Source organism: Neolewinella persica DSM 23188 (genome assembly GCF_000373105.1).
Lineage (GTDB): Bacteria > Bacteroidota > Bacteroidia > Chitinophagales > Saprospiraceae > Neolewinella > Neolewinella persica.
In genome coordinates, this window is record NZ_KB890431.1 from 70,957 (window position 1) to 84,085 (window position 13,129).

At 50.4% G+C, this 13,129-nt stretch carries 11 protein-coding genes; 5 read left to right on the forward strand and 6 right to left on the reverse strand.

The annotated features are described in order from the left end of the window. Positions 1 to 84: 84 nt before the first annotated feature. Both B036_RS0112790 and B036_RS0112795 read right to left on the reverse strand, forming a co-directional pair. Positions 85 to 1,194, reverse strand: a complete 1,110-nt coding sequence (locus B036_RS0112790) for a TRAP transporter substrate-binding protein (RefSeq protein WP_020569117.1) — start codon at positions 1,192 to 1,194, stop codon at positions 85 to 87. A gap of 60 nt (positions 1,195 to 1,254) precedes the next feature. Then, complete coding sequence (locus B036_RS0112795; protein ID WP_020569118.1) at positions 1,255 to 1,557, reverse strand: hypothetical protein; 303 nt, start codon at positions 1,555 to 1,557, stop codon at positions 1,255 to 1,257. 499 nt (positions 1,558 to 2,056) lie between these two features. Here B036_RS0112795 and B036_RS0112800 point away from each other — a divergent pair, with 499 nt between their 5' ends. From B036_RS0112800 to B036_RS0112810, 3 genes are all read left to right on the forward strand, one after another. Next, entirely contained in the window at positions 2,057 to 2,512 is a 456-nt protein-coding gene (locus B036_RS0112800; protein ID WP_020569119.1) for a ferritin-like domain-containing protein, read from the forward strand. Between the two features lie 120 nt (positions 2,513 to 2,632). Beyond that, the gene (gene purU / locus B036_RS0112805) at positions 2,633 to 3,490 is read left to right on the forward strand and encodes a formyltetrahydrofolate deformylase (RefSeq protein ID WP_026231943.1); all 858 of its coding nucleotides are present in this window, start codon (positions 2,633 to 2,635) and stop codon (positions 3,488 to 3,490) included. A 64-nt stretch (positions 3,491 to 3,554) separates the two neighbouring features. Then, complete coding sequence (locus B036_RS0112810; RefSeq protein ID WP_020569121.1) at positions 3,555 to 4,202, forward strand: ABC transporter ATP-binding protein; 648 nt, start codon at positions 3,555 to 3,557, stop codon at positions 4,200 to 4,202. Positions 4,203 to 4,227: 25 nt separating this feature from the next. On the opposite strand, the gene B036_RS32075 is transcribed toward B036_RS0112810, so the two are convergent. The 3 genes from B036_RS32075 to B036_RS0112825 form a co-directional block, all read right to left on the reverse strand. After that, entirely contained in the window at positions 4,228 to 5,454 is a 1,227-nt protein-coding gene (locus B036_RS32075; RefSeq protein WP_052333956.1) for a matrixin family metalloprotease, read from the reverse strand. Between the two features lie 780 nt (positions 5,455 to 6,234). Next, on the reverse strand, positions 6,235 to 7,902 hold the full coding sequence (locus B036_RS0112820) for a hypothetical protein (protein ID WP_020569123.1): 1,668 nt from the start codon (positions 7,900 to 7,902) through the stop codon (positions 6,235 to 6,237). An 85-nt stretch (positions 7,903 to 7,987) separates the two neighbouring features. Continuing rightward, positions 7,988 to 9,100, reverse strand: coding sequence for an alkane 1-monooxygenase (locus B036_RS0112825; protein ID WP_211217396.1), 1,113 nt, complete (start codon positions 9,098 to 9,100; stop codon positions 7,988 to 7,990). Positions 9,101 to 9,320: 220 nt separating this feature from the next. On the opposite strand from B036_RS0112825, the gene B036_RS0112830 reads away from it, so the two are divergent. Continuing rightward, on the forward strand, positions 9,321 to 10,469 hold the full coding sequence (locus B036_RS0112830; protein ID WP_020569125.1) for a class I SAM-dependent methyltransferase: 1,149 nt from the start codon (positions 9,321 to 9,323) through the stop codon (positions 10,467 to 10,469). A gap of 99 nt (positions 10,470 to 10,568) precedes the next feature. On the opposite strand, the gene B036_RS0112835 is transcribed toward B036_RS0112830, so the two are convergent. Next, entirely contained in the window at positions 10,569 to 11,504 is a 936-nt protein-coding gene (locus tag B036_RS0112835) for an alpha/beta fold hydrolase (RefSeq protein ID WP_020569126.1), read from the reverse strand. Between the two features lie 297 nt (positions 11,505 to 11,801). Here B036_RS0112835 and B036_RS0112840 point away from each other — a divergent pair, with 297 nt between their 5' ends. Then, positions 11,802 to 13,001: a hypothetical protein gene (locus B036_RS0112840; RefSeq protein ID WP_020569127.1), complete on the forward strand. Its 1,200-nt coding sequence runs from the start codon at positions 11,802 to 11,804 to the stop codon at positions 12,999 to 13,001. Positions 13,002 to 13,129: the final 128 nt, after the last annotated feature.

Sequence of the window (13,129 nt, forward strand, 5' to 3'; positions counted from 1 at the left end):
TTCTACCTTGCTCCTTTACTTTGCACCTGCGGCCGCGCCAAAAATGCTAAAAGTCTGCAAACGACAGCCCTTGAACCACAAAAATTAACTCATCATATCCTCATAATAAACTGCCTCCGTAAGCTCCGCCCACGGCCCGGCCTTACGTTGGAATTCTTTGATGGAGGCGTAGACCCTCCCCGCAAACGGATCGGAGGCTGCATATTCAGCAATGACCTCGTCGGAAGCCACGCGGGCTTCTTCGATCAACTCTTTGGGGAAGGGAGCGATGGTTAGTCCGGGGACCTTACGAAGCTTTTCCAGGTATTCCGCGTTTTTAACTTCCAGCTCGGAGATGGTATAGAGGTTAATGTAGTGAGTTGCCATCTCGAAGATGCGCTGCAGGTCCTTTGGGAGTTCCTCGTATTTGTCTTTATTGATGAAGAACTCAAAGGAAGTCCCTGGTTCATGCCACCCCGGATAGTAATAGTATTTTGCGATTTCGTGGAATCCCATGATGTAGTCGTGATAAGGCCCCACCCACTCCGTAGCATCGATGATGCCCCGTTCGAGGCCGGTATACAGCTCTCCTCCGGGGAGCAAGACCGGAGTGCCGCCAAGGCGTTCCAGTACCCGGCCACCGAGGCCGGGCATCCGCATTTTCAGGCCCTTGAAGTCTGCAGCGGAACGAATTTCACGATTGAACCATCCGCCCATCTGAACGCCGGTGTTTCCCCCGGCAAAAGGAACGAGATTGTATTCAGCATACAGTTCCCGCCAAAGTTCTATCCCCCCGCCGCATAGGAGCCAGGCATTCATTTGTTGGGCGTTAAGGCCAAAGGGGAAACCTGCAAAGAACTGTGCTGCGGGGGCCTTGCCAGCCCAATAGTAGGCCGCGCCGCTGCCTACTTCGGCAGCTCCCTGCCGTACGGCGTCGAAGGCCTGCAAGGCAGGGACCAGTTCACCACCGCCGTAAACCGTAATGTTGAGCCGACCGCCAGACATCTCCCGACACAAATCAGCGAGTAGCTGACAGCCCTCTCCCAAGACCGGAAAGCCAGGTGGCCAGGTGGTCACCATTTTCCAATCGAACGTTTCACCGCTGACAGTTGCCTGTGCGGTTTGGGCGTGGCCTTTTCCGCCCGTCAGGCGAAGAAATAAGGGAAGACCAATGGTTCCTGCTGCCAGGGATTTGAAGAAAGTGGAACGGTTCATGGTGGGAAGTTACGTCTTAACCCTAACCTATCTCACCTTTTTCTGAATCCTGATATGGGCTTAAGCGAAGGTGATTTTTAATTCTCCTTTCCATTGAAAGAGGGTAGCCGTTTCGCCACTCTTCACCTTGAAGGTGAGTTTGCCGTCCTTGAACTTAGGCGTGGAGGTTGGTGTGCTGATCAGATCGACCACGGCCCTTTCAGAAGAAGGCAGGGCGGAGCGGTGAGATCTGAAGAAGGTGTCAAAACCTTCCATTAAAGCCTGTTGAGATACTGTATTGAGGGGAGAAGCCATCAAGGAGGAGATACTCGTCAGGCCAGCTGCCAGTACGGGGACTGCAGCAACGAAATTACGTCTGTTCATCAAAATATGTGATTAAGATGTGTGTGGATGTCTGTGGTAATCTAAAGAAAAGTGTTGTAACTAGTAAATCAGGGTTCAATCTAAGGCTATAAGACGACTTTAAAAAGAGGTAACCGATTTTTGTTCTCAACGGGAGGTGCTAAAGGAGGTCTAAATACCTGGATTGGCTGTACTCGCCTTGGGTGCCAGAGGTGAAAATACTTTTTGCCCATCGGGCGACTGCGAGGGTCGCCCCTACTGGCCAGGCTTAGTAAAGGCCGCGCTCACCACGCGAACTAAAAAACACCTCTGGTGACCGAAGCAAATATATCCTGAAATAATTCTTAGCTAAGAGGAAATGGATGCTCTTGACCTGAGGCTTAACTAGTTATGAGGAAAAAAACCGGACTTTCTCCGAACATAGGCCCACCCACTCCCTGTTTTATTATCAAAGGCGGTTACGTTATGACGTTGACGCCATTATTTTTTAACTTGGCATATTGCCGCAATTTATAGATTTATGAATTCCTCAAATAATCAGATTAGTACCCTAAACAACCTTATCACTACCCTTTACGACGGTGAAAACGGCTACAAAGAAGCTGCTGAAGAAGTAGACAGTACCACATTGGCCGCACGATTCCGTCAACTGGCACAACAACGTTATGACTTTGGTCATGAGATTAAGCCGCTCATCAAGCAATTCGGCGGCGAAGTGAACAAAGGCGGTAGTACCGCAGCCAACCTGCACCGGGTTTGGATGGACTTGAAAAGTGCGGTCTCCGGAAACGACGAGGAAGCCATCCTGAACGAATGTATTCGCGGCGAAGAAAGTGCCGTGAAGGCCTATGCCGAAGCCCTGGAGGGTAACACGCTAACGGGCCCAGCCCGAGACGTAGTCTCCCGCCAAATGGACATCATTACCAGTTCCGTTGCCGACCTACGGAAAATGGCCAAGTCCTTTGCTACGGCCTAAACGATCGTAATCCAATTCAATGGCACGGTAACCAGTCCGTGCAAATTCAGCGCCTCCCTCACTTCGGTGGGGGAGGCGCTGTCTTTTTGCCCTATCTTCGCGCACCCAAATTATTTTTCTGTGGCCGATAGCGCAATCCTACTGATACATTGTCCTGACCAACCTGGCCTAGTGGCCCTGGTTACCGAATTTGTCCATAAAAATCGGGGGAATATTCTAAACCTCGATCAACACGTAGACCATCACCTGCAGCATTTCTTTATGCGCGTGGAGTGGGACATGACCGATTTCCTGATTCCGGCGGAGAAGATCAATGAATATTTTTCCACCCTGATCGGCTCGGCATACGATATGAAGTGGACGTTGAAGTTCACCAAACGCAAACCCCGCATGGCCTTGTTTGTGAGTAAGGCCAGCCACTGCCTTTACGACATTCTTCAGCGCTATGGTACCGGAGAGTTCAATTGTGAGATACCGGCCATCGTCAGTAACCACGAACAGCTTAAGTACATCGCCGAAAGGTTTGAGATTCCGTTTTATCACATACCGATCACGAAGGATACCAAATCGGCGCAGGAAGCAAAAACCAAAGAGTTGCTCAATGAGCTTGAAGTGGACTTCATCGTCCTGGCTCGCTATATGCAGATCTTGTCTGATGATTTTTGCAGCAACTTTAACCACCGGGTTATCAATATCCATCATTCGTTCTTGCCGGCATTTAAAGGTGCCCGTCCGTATCATAGCGCCTTCACCCGCGGCGTTAAACTTATTGGTGCGACGAGTCACTACGTAACGGCGGACCTGGACGAAGGACCGATCATTGCTCAGGATGTAGCTCGCGTCAGCCATCGGGATGGTATTGATGACCTTAAAAGGGTTGGCAAAGATGTGGAAAAACGTGTCCTCAGCCGGGCGATCTATCTCCAGCTGCAGCACCGTGTACTGCCCTTCGGGAACCGGACGGTCATCTTCAATTAATCATCTCTTAACCAGCCCCCTTGCAACGAGCAACCTGCTAGCTGTAACCTGTAACTCTTACCAAATGATCAAGGCCTCCAACATTACTAAAAGCTACGGCAATCTTCAGGTTCTACGCGGTGTCGATCTGCACGTTGGTAAGGGTGAAATTGTGAGCATCGTTGGGAAATCAGGTGCTGGCAAGAGCACGTTGTTGCACATCCTTGGTACTTTGGGCCGACCCGATGGAGGCCACCTGACCATTGACGGAAAAGATGTTTTTAGCCTCACGGACCGCCAATTGGCGGCTTTTCGCAACCAACACATTGGCTTCGTATTCCAATTTCACCACCTGTTGCCGGAGTTCACAGCCCTGGAGAACGTTTGTATTCCAGCCTACATCGCCAAGACCGAACCAGAGGTGGCCAAACGCAAGGCCATGGAATTGCTGACTTACCTCGGCCTGGCGGATCGGGCAGAGCATAAGCCCAATCAGATGAGTGGGGGAGAACAGCAGCGCGTTGCCGTCGCGCGTGCCCTGATTAATTCTCCAGCGGTTGTATTTGCCGATGAGCCGACGGGGAACCTCGATTCGGGGAGCTCAGAAGAGCTGCACAAACTGCTCTTTCAATTGCGGGACGACTTCGGGCAGTCCTTCATCATCGTTACGCATAATGAGGAACTGGCCCGCATCAGCGATCGCCGGTTAGAGATGGTGGATGGGGTGTTGTAAGGGAGGGAATACCTGCGTCCGCCCCTTATTTGCTAACGTCCAAATAAACTTTCATGCGCCGGCCTGCCCGATCGTAGCTGCCGTAAAGCGTCAGGTTAGTGTCCTGATCGACCAACAGGTAGCCACTGCCGTTGCCAGGGATTTCACTTTCCACATATTGACGGCGTACAGTACCACGTTGGTCGCGGACGTTACGGTACCCGTAATAAGTAGAAGAAGTAACTACGTGGTAAGGGTACTTGCCACTGGAAAGCTGCAGGTTCAGTTGTTCCCGACTGCGGCCTTCCCGGTCCAAATGGATGGTATAGCGCTTACCGGCGATGTCCAGTCTGACCGTCTCTGCTTTCTGACCCTCGCCCAGTTCATTGCTGATTCGAACGGAATAGCCACGTACGGCGGGCGGTGGAGCGGTGGTAATAACCGGTGATGGGGGAGGGGTAGGTGTACTTTCCGCAACGCTGCGACCGGGGTACATACGGGCGATATACTGTTTGTCTATCGCCGAAAGGTCGTTGTTCATGCCTACGTCGTAAAGGCCATTGGTAAGCCGGGAATCTACCGGATAATGCATGATCGAAGCAGGGTCATGGGCTGAATACTGGGTGGAGTTCCGGTTCGCGGTAGCGATGACATTATGATAAGTTGTATTACGGTCCCAGCCCTGCGTATTCCAGTAGTGCTCGTATACGGCAGCCTCGTCCCACGGAATGCCACCAGCCGGATTTTGGTGTTCGTGCAGCAAGCCCAGCGCATGACCGAACTCGTGTAAAACTGTACGTTTTACTTCGTATTCCGATGTCTGGTCGGTAAGCCAGCCGAAGTTCATGCTCGGACGCTGCTGATCGGCCCTGGCGGAACCATTTCCGACCATCGACCAGGAGGAGCCGTTTTGGATAAACGCGATTCGGATATCTGCCGGGCCGGAGTTAACCACCTGAAACCTGAGGTTGGCGTAGCGGGTCCATTCGCCGGCGTAATTCATTATACGGCTCTGCAAACTGGAGCTCCCCCCCAGAAATTTTACAGTTATGGCACTGCCTTTCGCCCAGAAGTTGCTGTAGGTCTGGCCGGGTTTGTAACTAACTGCTTTCTGAACGACGGCGGGCAGGTTGTCGAATTGCTGTTCCGCTGGCCTTTCGTTAGTAGGTATGACGGTGCAGGTATGAATAGACTGCGCGTCGGAAACGATTGGGCTGAAAATGCAGAGCATCAACAACGTATAAAAACTGATACAGGCAAAGCAAATTTTCATAAATAACGGTTTTCATAAGCGCTGAATCGGGCGGCTGCACTTAATGGTGTGCATACCTATTAAAGGTAAAACTGCTTGCTGTGGTCTGTCCTTTAGATGGTTTTAACCAGGTTTTCCGGATTTTAACCTTCTATTTTAAGGAGAGCAGGAGGCGGGGGGCTATCTGTAACTAACACCGGAATATCCGTGCGGACAACAGGCAATTACTTTGTGCATTGTTTTTTAGCCTATTCCGCTCCTGTATGCGATTCGAAAGCGATTCCCACTTTTTGAATATGGCCGTTATTATTGCTAACGCATCTTTGCTTCGGCTCTTCTTCTGGTGAATAAAGGTGCTGGCCCGAAAGACACTGCTCAGGGCTATGGGGGGGAGAAAGGCGGGCTTTTGCCTGCACCTGCGTTCGCGCCTAAAAAAGTGCTTGGTAGTTCCAGTGGTCTGTCAACATTAAATATTAGGGTAATTTGCGGTGCCTTTCGGCGGCATACTGCGTTGCGAAATCACGCTCGCAGCTACGGCTATGCAAGCAATTTCGCGCCTTGTCTGCCACCAAAATTCACCAACACCTTACCCTGAAATTTACAAACTACTAGTGCATCAGGATCAAAGTTCGGCGCAGTTATAACCTGCCGTATCGGCACTGTACTTCCCAGATAACAACCTCACGTAGCTAAGGCTATGATCGGCTTTCAGCTGGTCGTCCAGCACCGCGCTGCCGGCGTTCTAACTAGCGCCAACTTCAATCTTGACGCACTAGCCTACGCTGGAGGTTTTGTCCTCAACTATTTCGTCATCTTCCTCACGTCAGCATCCACTCCGGTCATTTCCCAGTGGCCCAGCGAAATGGGGATATTACCGATGCTGTTTAATTGGTCGAAGAACTCTTTGAGGGCAAACGGCTTTTCCTGTGCTTCCTGTAGGCGGGCAAAATCGGCCAGCGCATTTTCCACCAGATATTTGCCCGTGATATAACTGGTGCCGTAGCCTGGCTGACGCAGGTAAAGGTGCTGCTCGAACAGCAGCAACTCCTTCTCCGTCTTCATCCAGCCACGTGGGGTGTATTCCGAATGGATACCGCCAGCTTCTTCCATCGTCATTTCATTGGCGTGGGCGTATAAAGAGCCCAGTCCGCGTGCCGCCCGCTGGGCGATCATAATGTATACGATTTCCCGGACCCTCGGATTGTCATCGTATAACCCTGCCTGCATGAAGGTTTCCTCTACAGCGGTGGCCATGCCTTCATTCCGGGAGTCGAAGATGTTATAGAGAAGGGGGCCGCGCCGAATCGGGCTTGCGTGCGGTTCAATGTCCATGCGTGCCAGCTCGAACCAGTGATAGAAATGAGAATACAGCGGACGAGGATCGTTGTGCGCCGTGATCCAAAAAAAGTTCCGGCGGTCAGCGGGGACGAAGGCACCCAGGTGCTCGCGTAAAGCCGGATCAAAATAATCTGCCACCGTAACGATCTCTTCGGCTTCCAGGAAGGTCATTAAACTCTGTGCTGACTGCTCCGCCAGCGCGTCATAGGCTGCTGGTGAATCGGCAGCGATTAGCTGCGGCAAGCCCCGATTACGGTGCTCTTCCAGTTTGAGCGAGGCCCACGCCCGTGCCAACTCCCGCTTCAGGATCATCACTTCATCTTCCCAGGTAAGTGGTACCAAATGGACATTTTGTAGGTACCACGTGTAGTTGTCTTTTCCAATACCGGAAGGACCGGTCTTCTTGCCTCCTTCTGTTTCCAGCCAGGATACAAGCGAATTAGTTGATTGGGTGGCCGCAGTAACTGCGGCTACGATATCCTTGTCTTCACTGGCACCGTCCTGCGTTAATATGGTTTGGAGATTAGCGCTTTGGTCCCGAATATCCCTAATTCCGGCGATCCAGAGGTCCCTGGCATTGCCCGTCAAATTGCGTTTGGCTTGTTCGTTCAGTGGCGGAATAACGCGCAGGTCGGTGAGCAAACGTTCTTTTTCGGAGGCATTCAGTGGGAAGGAATAGGTCCACAGCTCCGTGGTGCCATGATTTGTTGGTCCTTCGTGGGCAGGTACATCACTGCGTGACATCCAGAGCGCTTTGTAGTATGCCGGGTCCCGGACCCAAGGCTGGAGGATCCGGTCGTTAAAGTCGTAGCCGTTCATTTCGGCCCAGACGATGTGCCAGTCTACCTGCTGGGCAACGGCCCAGCCAGTGGTATCCATTGCTAGTAAACGCCTCTGTAGTGTTTCAAAGGCCGGCCGGCGCTGTTTAAATGTTTCGGCGGTATAATCCGGAGCTCCTTCGCGAAGCGGCGGATTTTCAAAGGTCCGCCATTCCTGGAAAAGGGTAGTCAGGTCCTGGTAGTCGCTGGTTGCTACGGCGGCGGGGGTATCTGCTGTCGGTGCTGCTTGTTCGCAGCTGAAAAAGGTGTTGGCAGCGAGGAGCAGGATTAGTGGGTAAAGGAGACGGATCATAAATGGACTTAGAATTGTGGCTGTTCTTTTTGGAAAAGTAACGGAAAGAGCTGATTAAGCAGCTAAGGGATAATTAAGTATTGATTCAAGAAATTCCATAAAATTCAAGCTGCTTATTCATTACCGGGCGGAACAAGAAAGGGAAAAAGGAGAGCATGAGCATCATTGGATAACCATAAGGCAGCATGGGACTCTCTTCTTTTGATTCAAGAATTTGATAAGGTTTGGCTCCCATGTGGTGGTGGTCAGAATGTCGGGTTAATTCGAATAAAAGTACCCTGCCAATTATGTGGTCAGAGTTCCAGGAGTGGCGGGCGTTTACCCTTTCGTATCTGCCGTTTGACTGTTTTTTACGGCGAAGCCCGTAGTGTGCAAAATAGTTTTGTGCTTCCAGAATTGCGATGCCGTAAACGCTGGCAACAAAGTAGCACCCCGTTACGTAGGCACCAAATAAAGAGTAGATAACAGCAAATAGGAATAGCGGTAAAAGAGTGTAGAGGATCATGGGATTGAAAGTGGTATTCCTCCCTTGTGATTTTAGTCTTGCTGTTTCCAGTTTCCATGTTTTGAAATACCCTCCGATTTGAGACTTTATGGCAAAGAGGTAAAAATTGTCTCCTTTCTTTGCGGAGGTAAGGTCTTCAGGTGTTCCGATATCCTTATGGTGTCCGCCATTGTGGTAAGGCACGAAATGGTTCTGCATAGCGGTGGTAAGAAGTACCTGAGCGAAAAATTGCTTCAAGGGATTTCTCGTTTTATGCCCGAGTTCATGCCCAACGTTGATGCCAATTATCCCCAGGACATTGCCCATCATAAATACCCTTGCAATGGTATCGGAGGTAGTTAAAGTAGGATCAGAGATAGAGGCCAGGAAATAATAGATAACGAAAACATGAATTGGGACCATCAAATACAGTACCAGGTCATAGAAGAAATCGTCCTTGGCTAATTCCTTTTCTGTTTCAATGAAATTATAACTGTCGGGAGGGAAAACCTGCTCAATAATGGGCACTAAAACATAAAGGAAAATAATGCCGAAGTAAGCGTAAATCCCTGTGGTGTTGAACGTTATTAATGCCAGCAAAGGGATAATGTATGCCGCGAAATATTTTATTTTTCCCATAGTCTGGAAACGTTTCTGATGCTTGATAGTGTACTTGAACTGTTGATGTAAATATAGTTCTACTTCGTGAGACACTTAACCGAAGTCATTGGCCTGGCTGCTTAGCAACTACTCGGATGGAGACACCCTCAACTGAGGAGCTAAGGGTTAGCATAAGATGGAAGTCTGGAATTTCATTCCAGACTGGTTCACTACCTCCGTTCAGTTGAGGTTCTCCTGTTTATTACCTCTTACTAATGTAGTTTCCAGGTGCCTGAATTGTCTGAATGGTTCCCCCACCACGTACCTTTGTTCCATGCCCAGCCCCTCCTACAAAACCATAACCTACCAAGACCAACGGTTCCAGCTACCCGCCAATGCACTAGGCGGGGAGCGCAATGCCCCCAAACTCAAGCCCGCCGACGAATTGCTGTTGGATTGGGCCTACGAGACCGCAGGAACAACGGAGTTGGAGGACATCGGCATCTATCACGACCGGGCGGGCGTACTTTGCACCTGCGTCCGCGCCCAAAAAAAGCGCTTCGTATCTAACAGCAGCGGTCACTACAGCTCCCTGAAGTCCAGTTACCATAAGAACGGCCTGGGTCCGGTACCTGACCTGGTTAGTCCTTTGGAGGTTATGCCGTCGGGGATCAGGATCAACATCTTGCAGGTCCCCAAGTCCCTGGAACTCTTTGAACTCTACCTCCGCCACCTGGCTGCAAATGCTGGCCCGGAAACACACCTTGCCTGTGTTTTTCAGACTCGGTACTTCACCCCAAAGCTGGTGGAGATTGCCGGGAAATACGCGACGGAAGTAAAGCAGAGCCGGGCTTACAAAAAGGCTCGCTTATTGCTTCTAAGTGATTTTTTACCCGTAGCTGCTACGGCCGTTCCGCTTACTGAAGTGAGCTACGGAGACATTAGTTATCAACAATATCCCGGCGTTTTCTCGGCGAACCATATTGACTACGCCACTCAGTTTATGCTGGACGAATGGGCTACGAACGAACGGCTGACAGAAATCGACGCTCCCCTTGAAATATTGGACGTCGGCTGCGGAAACGGTATTATCGGCGACTACCTGCTGGGCCGGTACCCCAAAGCCCGGCTAACGGCAACGGATATCTCCCAGGTCGCGGTCGCTTCAACCCGGCTGAACCTGGCCAATCACGGTTATCAGGATCGGGCAAAGGTGATGATTGCTGCTTCGATCAGTGAAATCGAACAGCCTAAGCGCTTTGACCTGATTGTTACTAATCCTCCGTTTCACAACGAATACCAAACGGATATCTCTGTGAGTCTCGATTTGTTTCTGCAGGCGAGTGAGCGCCTTTCTGCTTCTGGTTATCTGGTCGTTGTTGCTAACCGGCACCTGAACTACCTCACCCACTTGCGGCGGTATTTCGACGAAGTAATCACGGTGGCGGAGAACGATAAATTCACGGTGTACCGGAGCCGTTAAACTGGAAGGTCGGCGCCTGGTAGCACAAATTTAGGAGGGTCCTAACGAAACAGCGTCGGTCGGATGTAGAAGGTGGCTGAATTTAAATTCCGTTTTCCCTTAACCCTGAGACAGGGCCGGGAGGATCACCGAATCAGTTGCCACCTCTTCCCGCTTAATCAATTTAAGCAAGTACTTCTTCAACAACTTAGGCGCAGACCAAATGAGGTCATGCTCTTTTCCGGGAACCATATGGTGAATAACTTCTTCGGCATTCACCAGCTGGTCGCAGGAGTAGTAGGCATTGGGTGGGTAGATGAGCCAATCATCGGTACCGTGTAAAATAACGGTATTTGCCTTTATGTTGGACCATTCATTTGCCATGTCTTCCAGTTGTTGTTGATGGCTCAGTTTTTCGGTATTAGCGGTTTGCAGGGAGCTGGGAAGGAGCCAGCTTAAGCTCCAATGGCTGGTGGGATGGGTGACCCAATAAGTATATTCTTCGCGAGGTGCCGTGCTGGCGGATTGTAGGAGCAGACCTTTAACCAGGTCCGGGAAATCCATCGCAATGCGGGCGCTTACGGTGCCACCATAACTACTTCCATGAAGGATAATGGGCTGGTCTGCGCTTGCCCGCCGTTCCCGGATGATGGCGGCGACGTTACTGGCTTGCTCTTTTACTGAGATCATGGGAATGCCGAGTCCACTGCCGCCATAACCGGGGCGGTCAACGGCCAGCAGATTCGCAGCGGCCCTCAGGCTACTGTCGCGTAGCATATTGAACCAGAAAGCGCTGCTGGAAGGGGAGCCATGTACGAAGACGAGCATAGGCTTAGAGGGATCTTCGCCAAGTTGGACGTAACGGATTTTGCGGCTGGGACCTTTTAGGTAGCCGAAAGTAGCGTCACCGAATTGCCCACTTGCGATGGCTGCAGTCAGTTTAGCATCATTCCACTGGTTACTAACGAATGGCTCAAAGCGATAGAAGGCATACACCAGAAAAAGGAAGACTGGCGTTAGCAGCAAAAGAGCGATCAAGTATTTTTTGCGAAGCATACCTTAATAACGGAAGATTGACCCTTTGCGTTTGGCCTGATGATGTTTTTTGGCCTTAAATCTGCATTGCTTCTTTCTCGTCATTGCTGCTAACAAATCCGTTTAAACTGATAACACCCATCAAAAGCTAAAGAACACGTATTTTTAAATATCCAAATGTTTATACCGTTCACACCATTAACCCTACACCGCTACATAAATGAGGATGCTCGTCGGCTGAGGCGGACGCGCAGCGGCCTGACTCGCCCGCCGAGAGGAGGCATTTGTGTGGCGGTGTGCCAATAACCCTAACGCCTTATGCGCATCACCCTCCTTTGTTTTTTCGTCTTCTTTTCCATTTTGGGTTGCAGCGATTCCACAGCACCTGACTTGCTAGTCCCCGCTGACCATGAATGGACTTTAGACCTGAATACCCGAGTGGATACGACCAAGTATATTGAAACGTTTAACCTCGGTGACCGACTGTCGATTGTGGAAGACACCCTGATGATAACTAATGATTTTGGAGGATGGCTTAGGAAAATACGCTTGTTTGAGCGTGCCGCTATCCCCGATACAACCTTTGGCTTTGTCTTGGAGCCGCAGCCAGACAGTACACTGACAATAAGCCATTATTACCGCGACTCTTTAAAGAAAAAATGGCACTTCTTGCTGGCAAAGGAGTCGCTCACGGAAATCCCTGAAGGCGGGCTTAGCGGGAAGACATTTCGATTCAAATTTCCTGATTCGGACAGCCTCCGGGTGTATATCGGTTATGATGAAAATATGGCTTTTGGCCGGGGAGTAAAGGAATACTTTGTATCGGGTCGCGAGCACACTTTTATTCCGAAGACAAAGGTCAGCGGTGGAGGGATTCACCTGTGGTACAATTCTAGTTTCAGCCCTTCCCCTTTGCGTGGTGGGCAGTTCTACTTTCCTATGGGGCAGCGGATTACCGGGTTCAATCGGTTCCGTTATAGGTTCAAGCAGGAGCTTGGCGGGCAGGTGGTCGTGTCTTATCTTAGGCGGGTTAAAGACCGGCATGTTTTGACCGATATGCCCCTGGACCCGGTGCGCTCTGTTATTCCACCAAAGGTTACTATCGACGAATTTGCGGAGCGGATCAGTACTGGTAAGGTGGTGGTAGATCAGTCTTACCCAAGGGTTGATTCTGCTGATGTAAAGTACAGCTATACGGAGGATTATTATTCAAAGGATGGTCTTGATCCAATAGATTTAAATTACCTGGAATTCAGCTTTAGCCCGGGAGGTGAGTACTTTGTCATCGCCCGTGACCGGGTGATTATGAACGGTAATTGGGAGCTATCTCCGGACCGTAACTATATCATTACCCTGAATAAGGATGGGGCAAAATTTCTCCACTTCCCAATCCTTGCCTATACCGATGCGTTCATTGATCTGCGGCTGCCGCTCAAGGTGAAAACCAGGGAGCCACGGGGCGTAAAGCTGGAATCTTACTGCATTTTGGATGCTTTTGTACGGGTGGAAAGGGAGTGATCAAGATTCAGTATTTAGAGTCCAGGTATCAGAACTCAGTGGTCAGTACTCGGGGATCAGGTTTCAGGTTTTAGTATTTGGGGACCAGGAGTCAGTTTTTAGGACTTAAGAATCAGCGCTCCGATGTG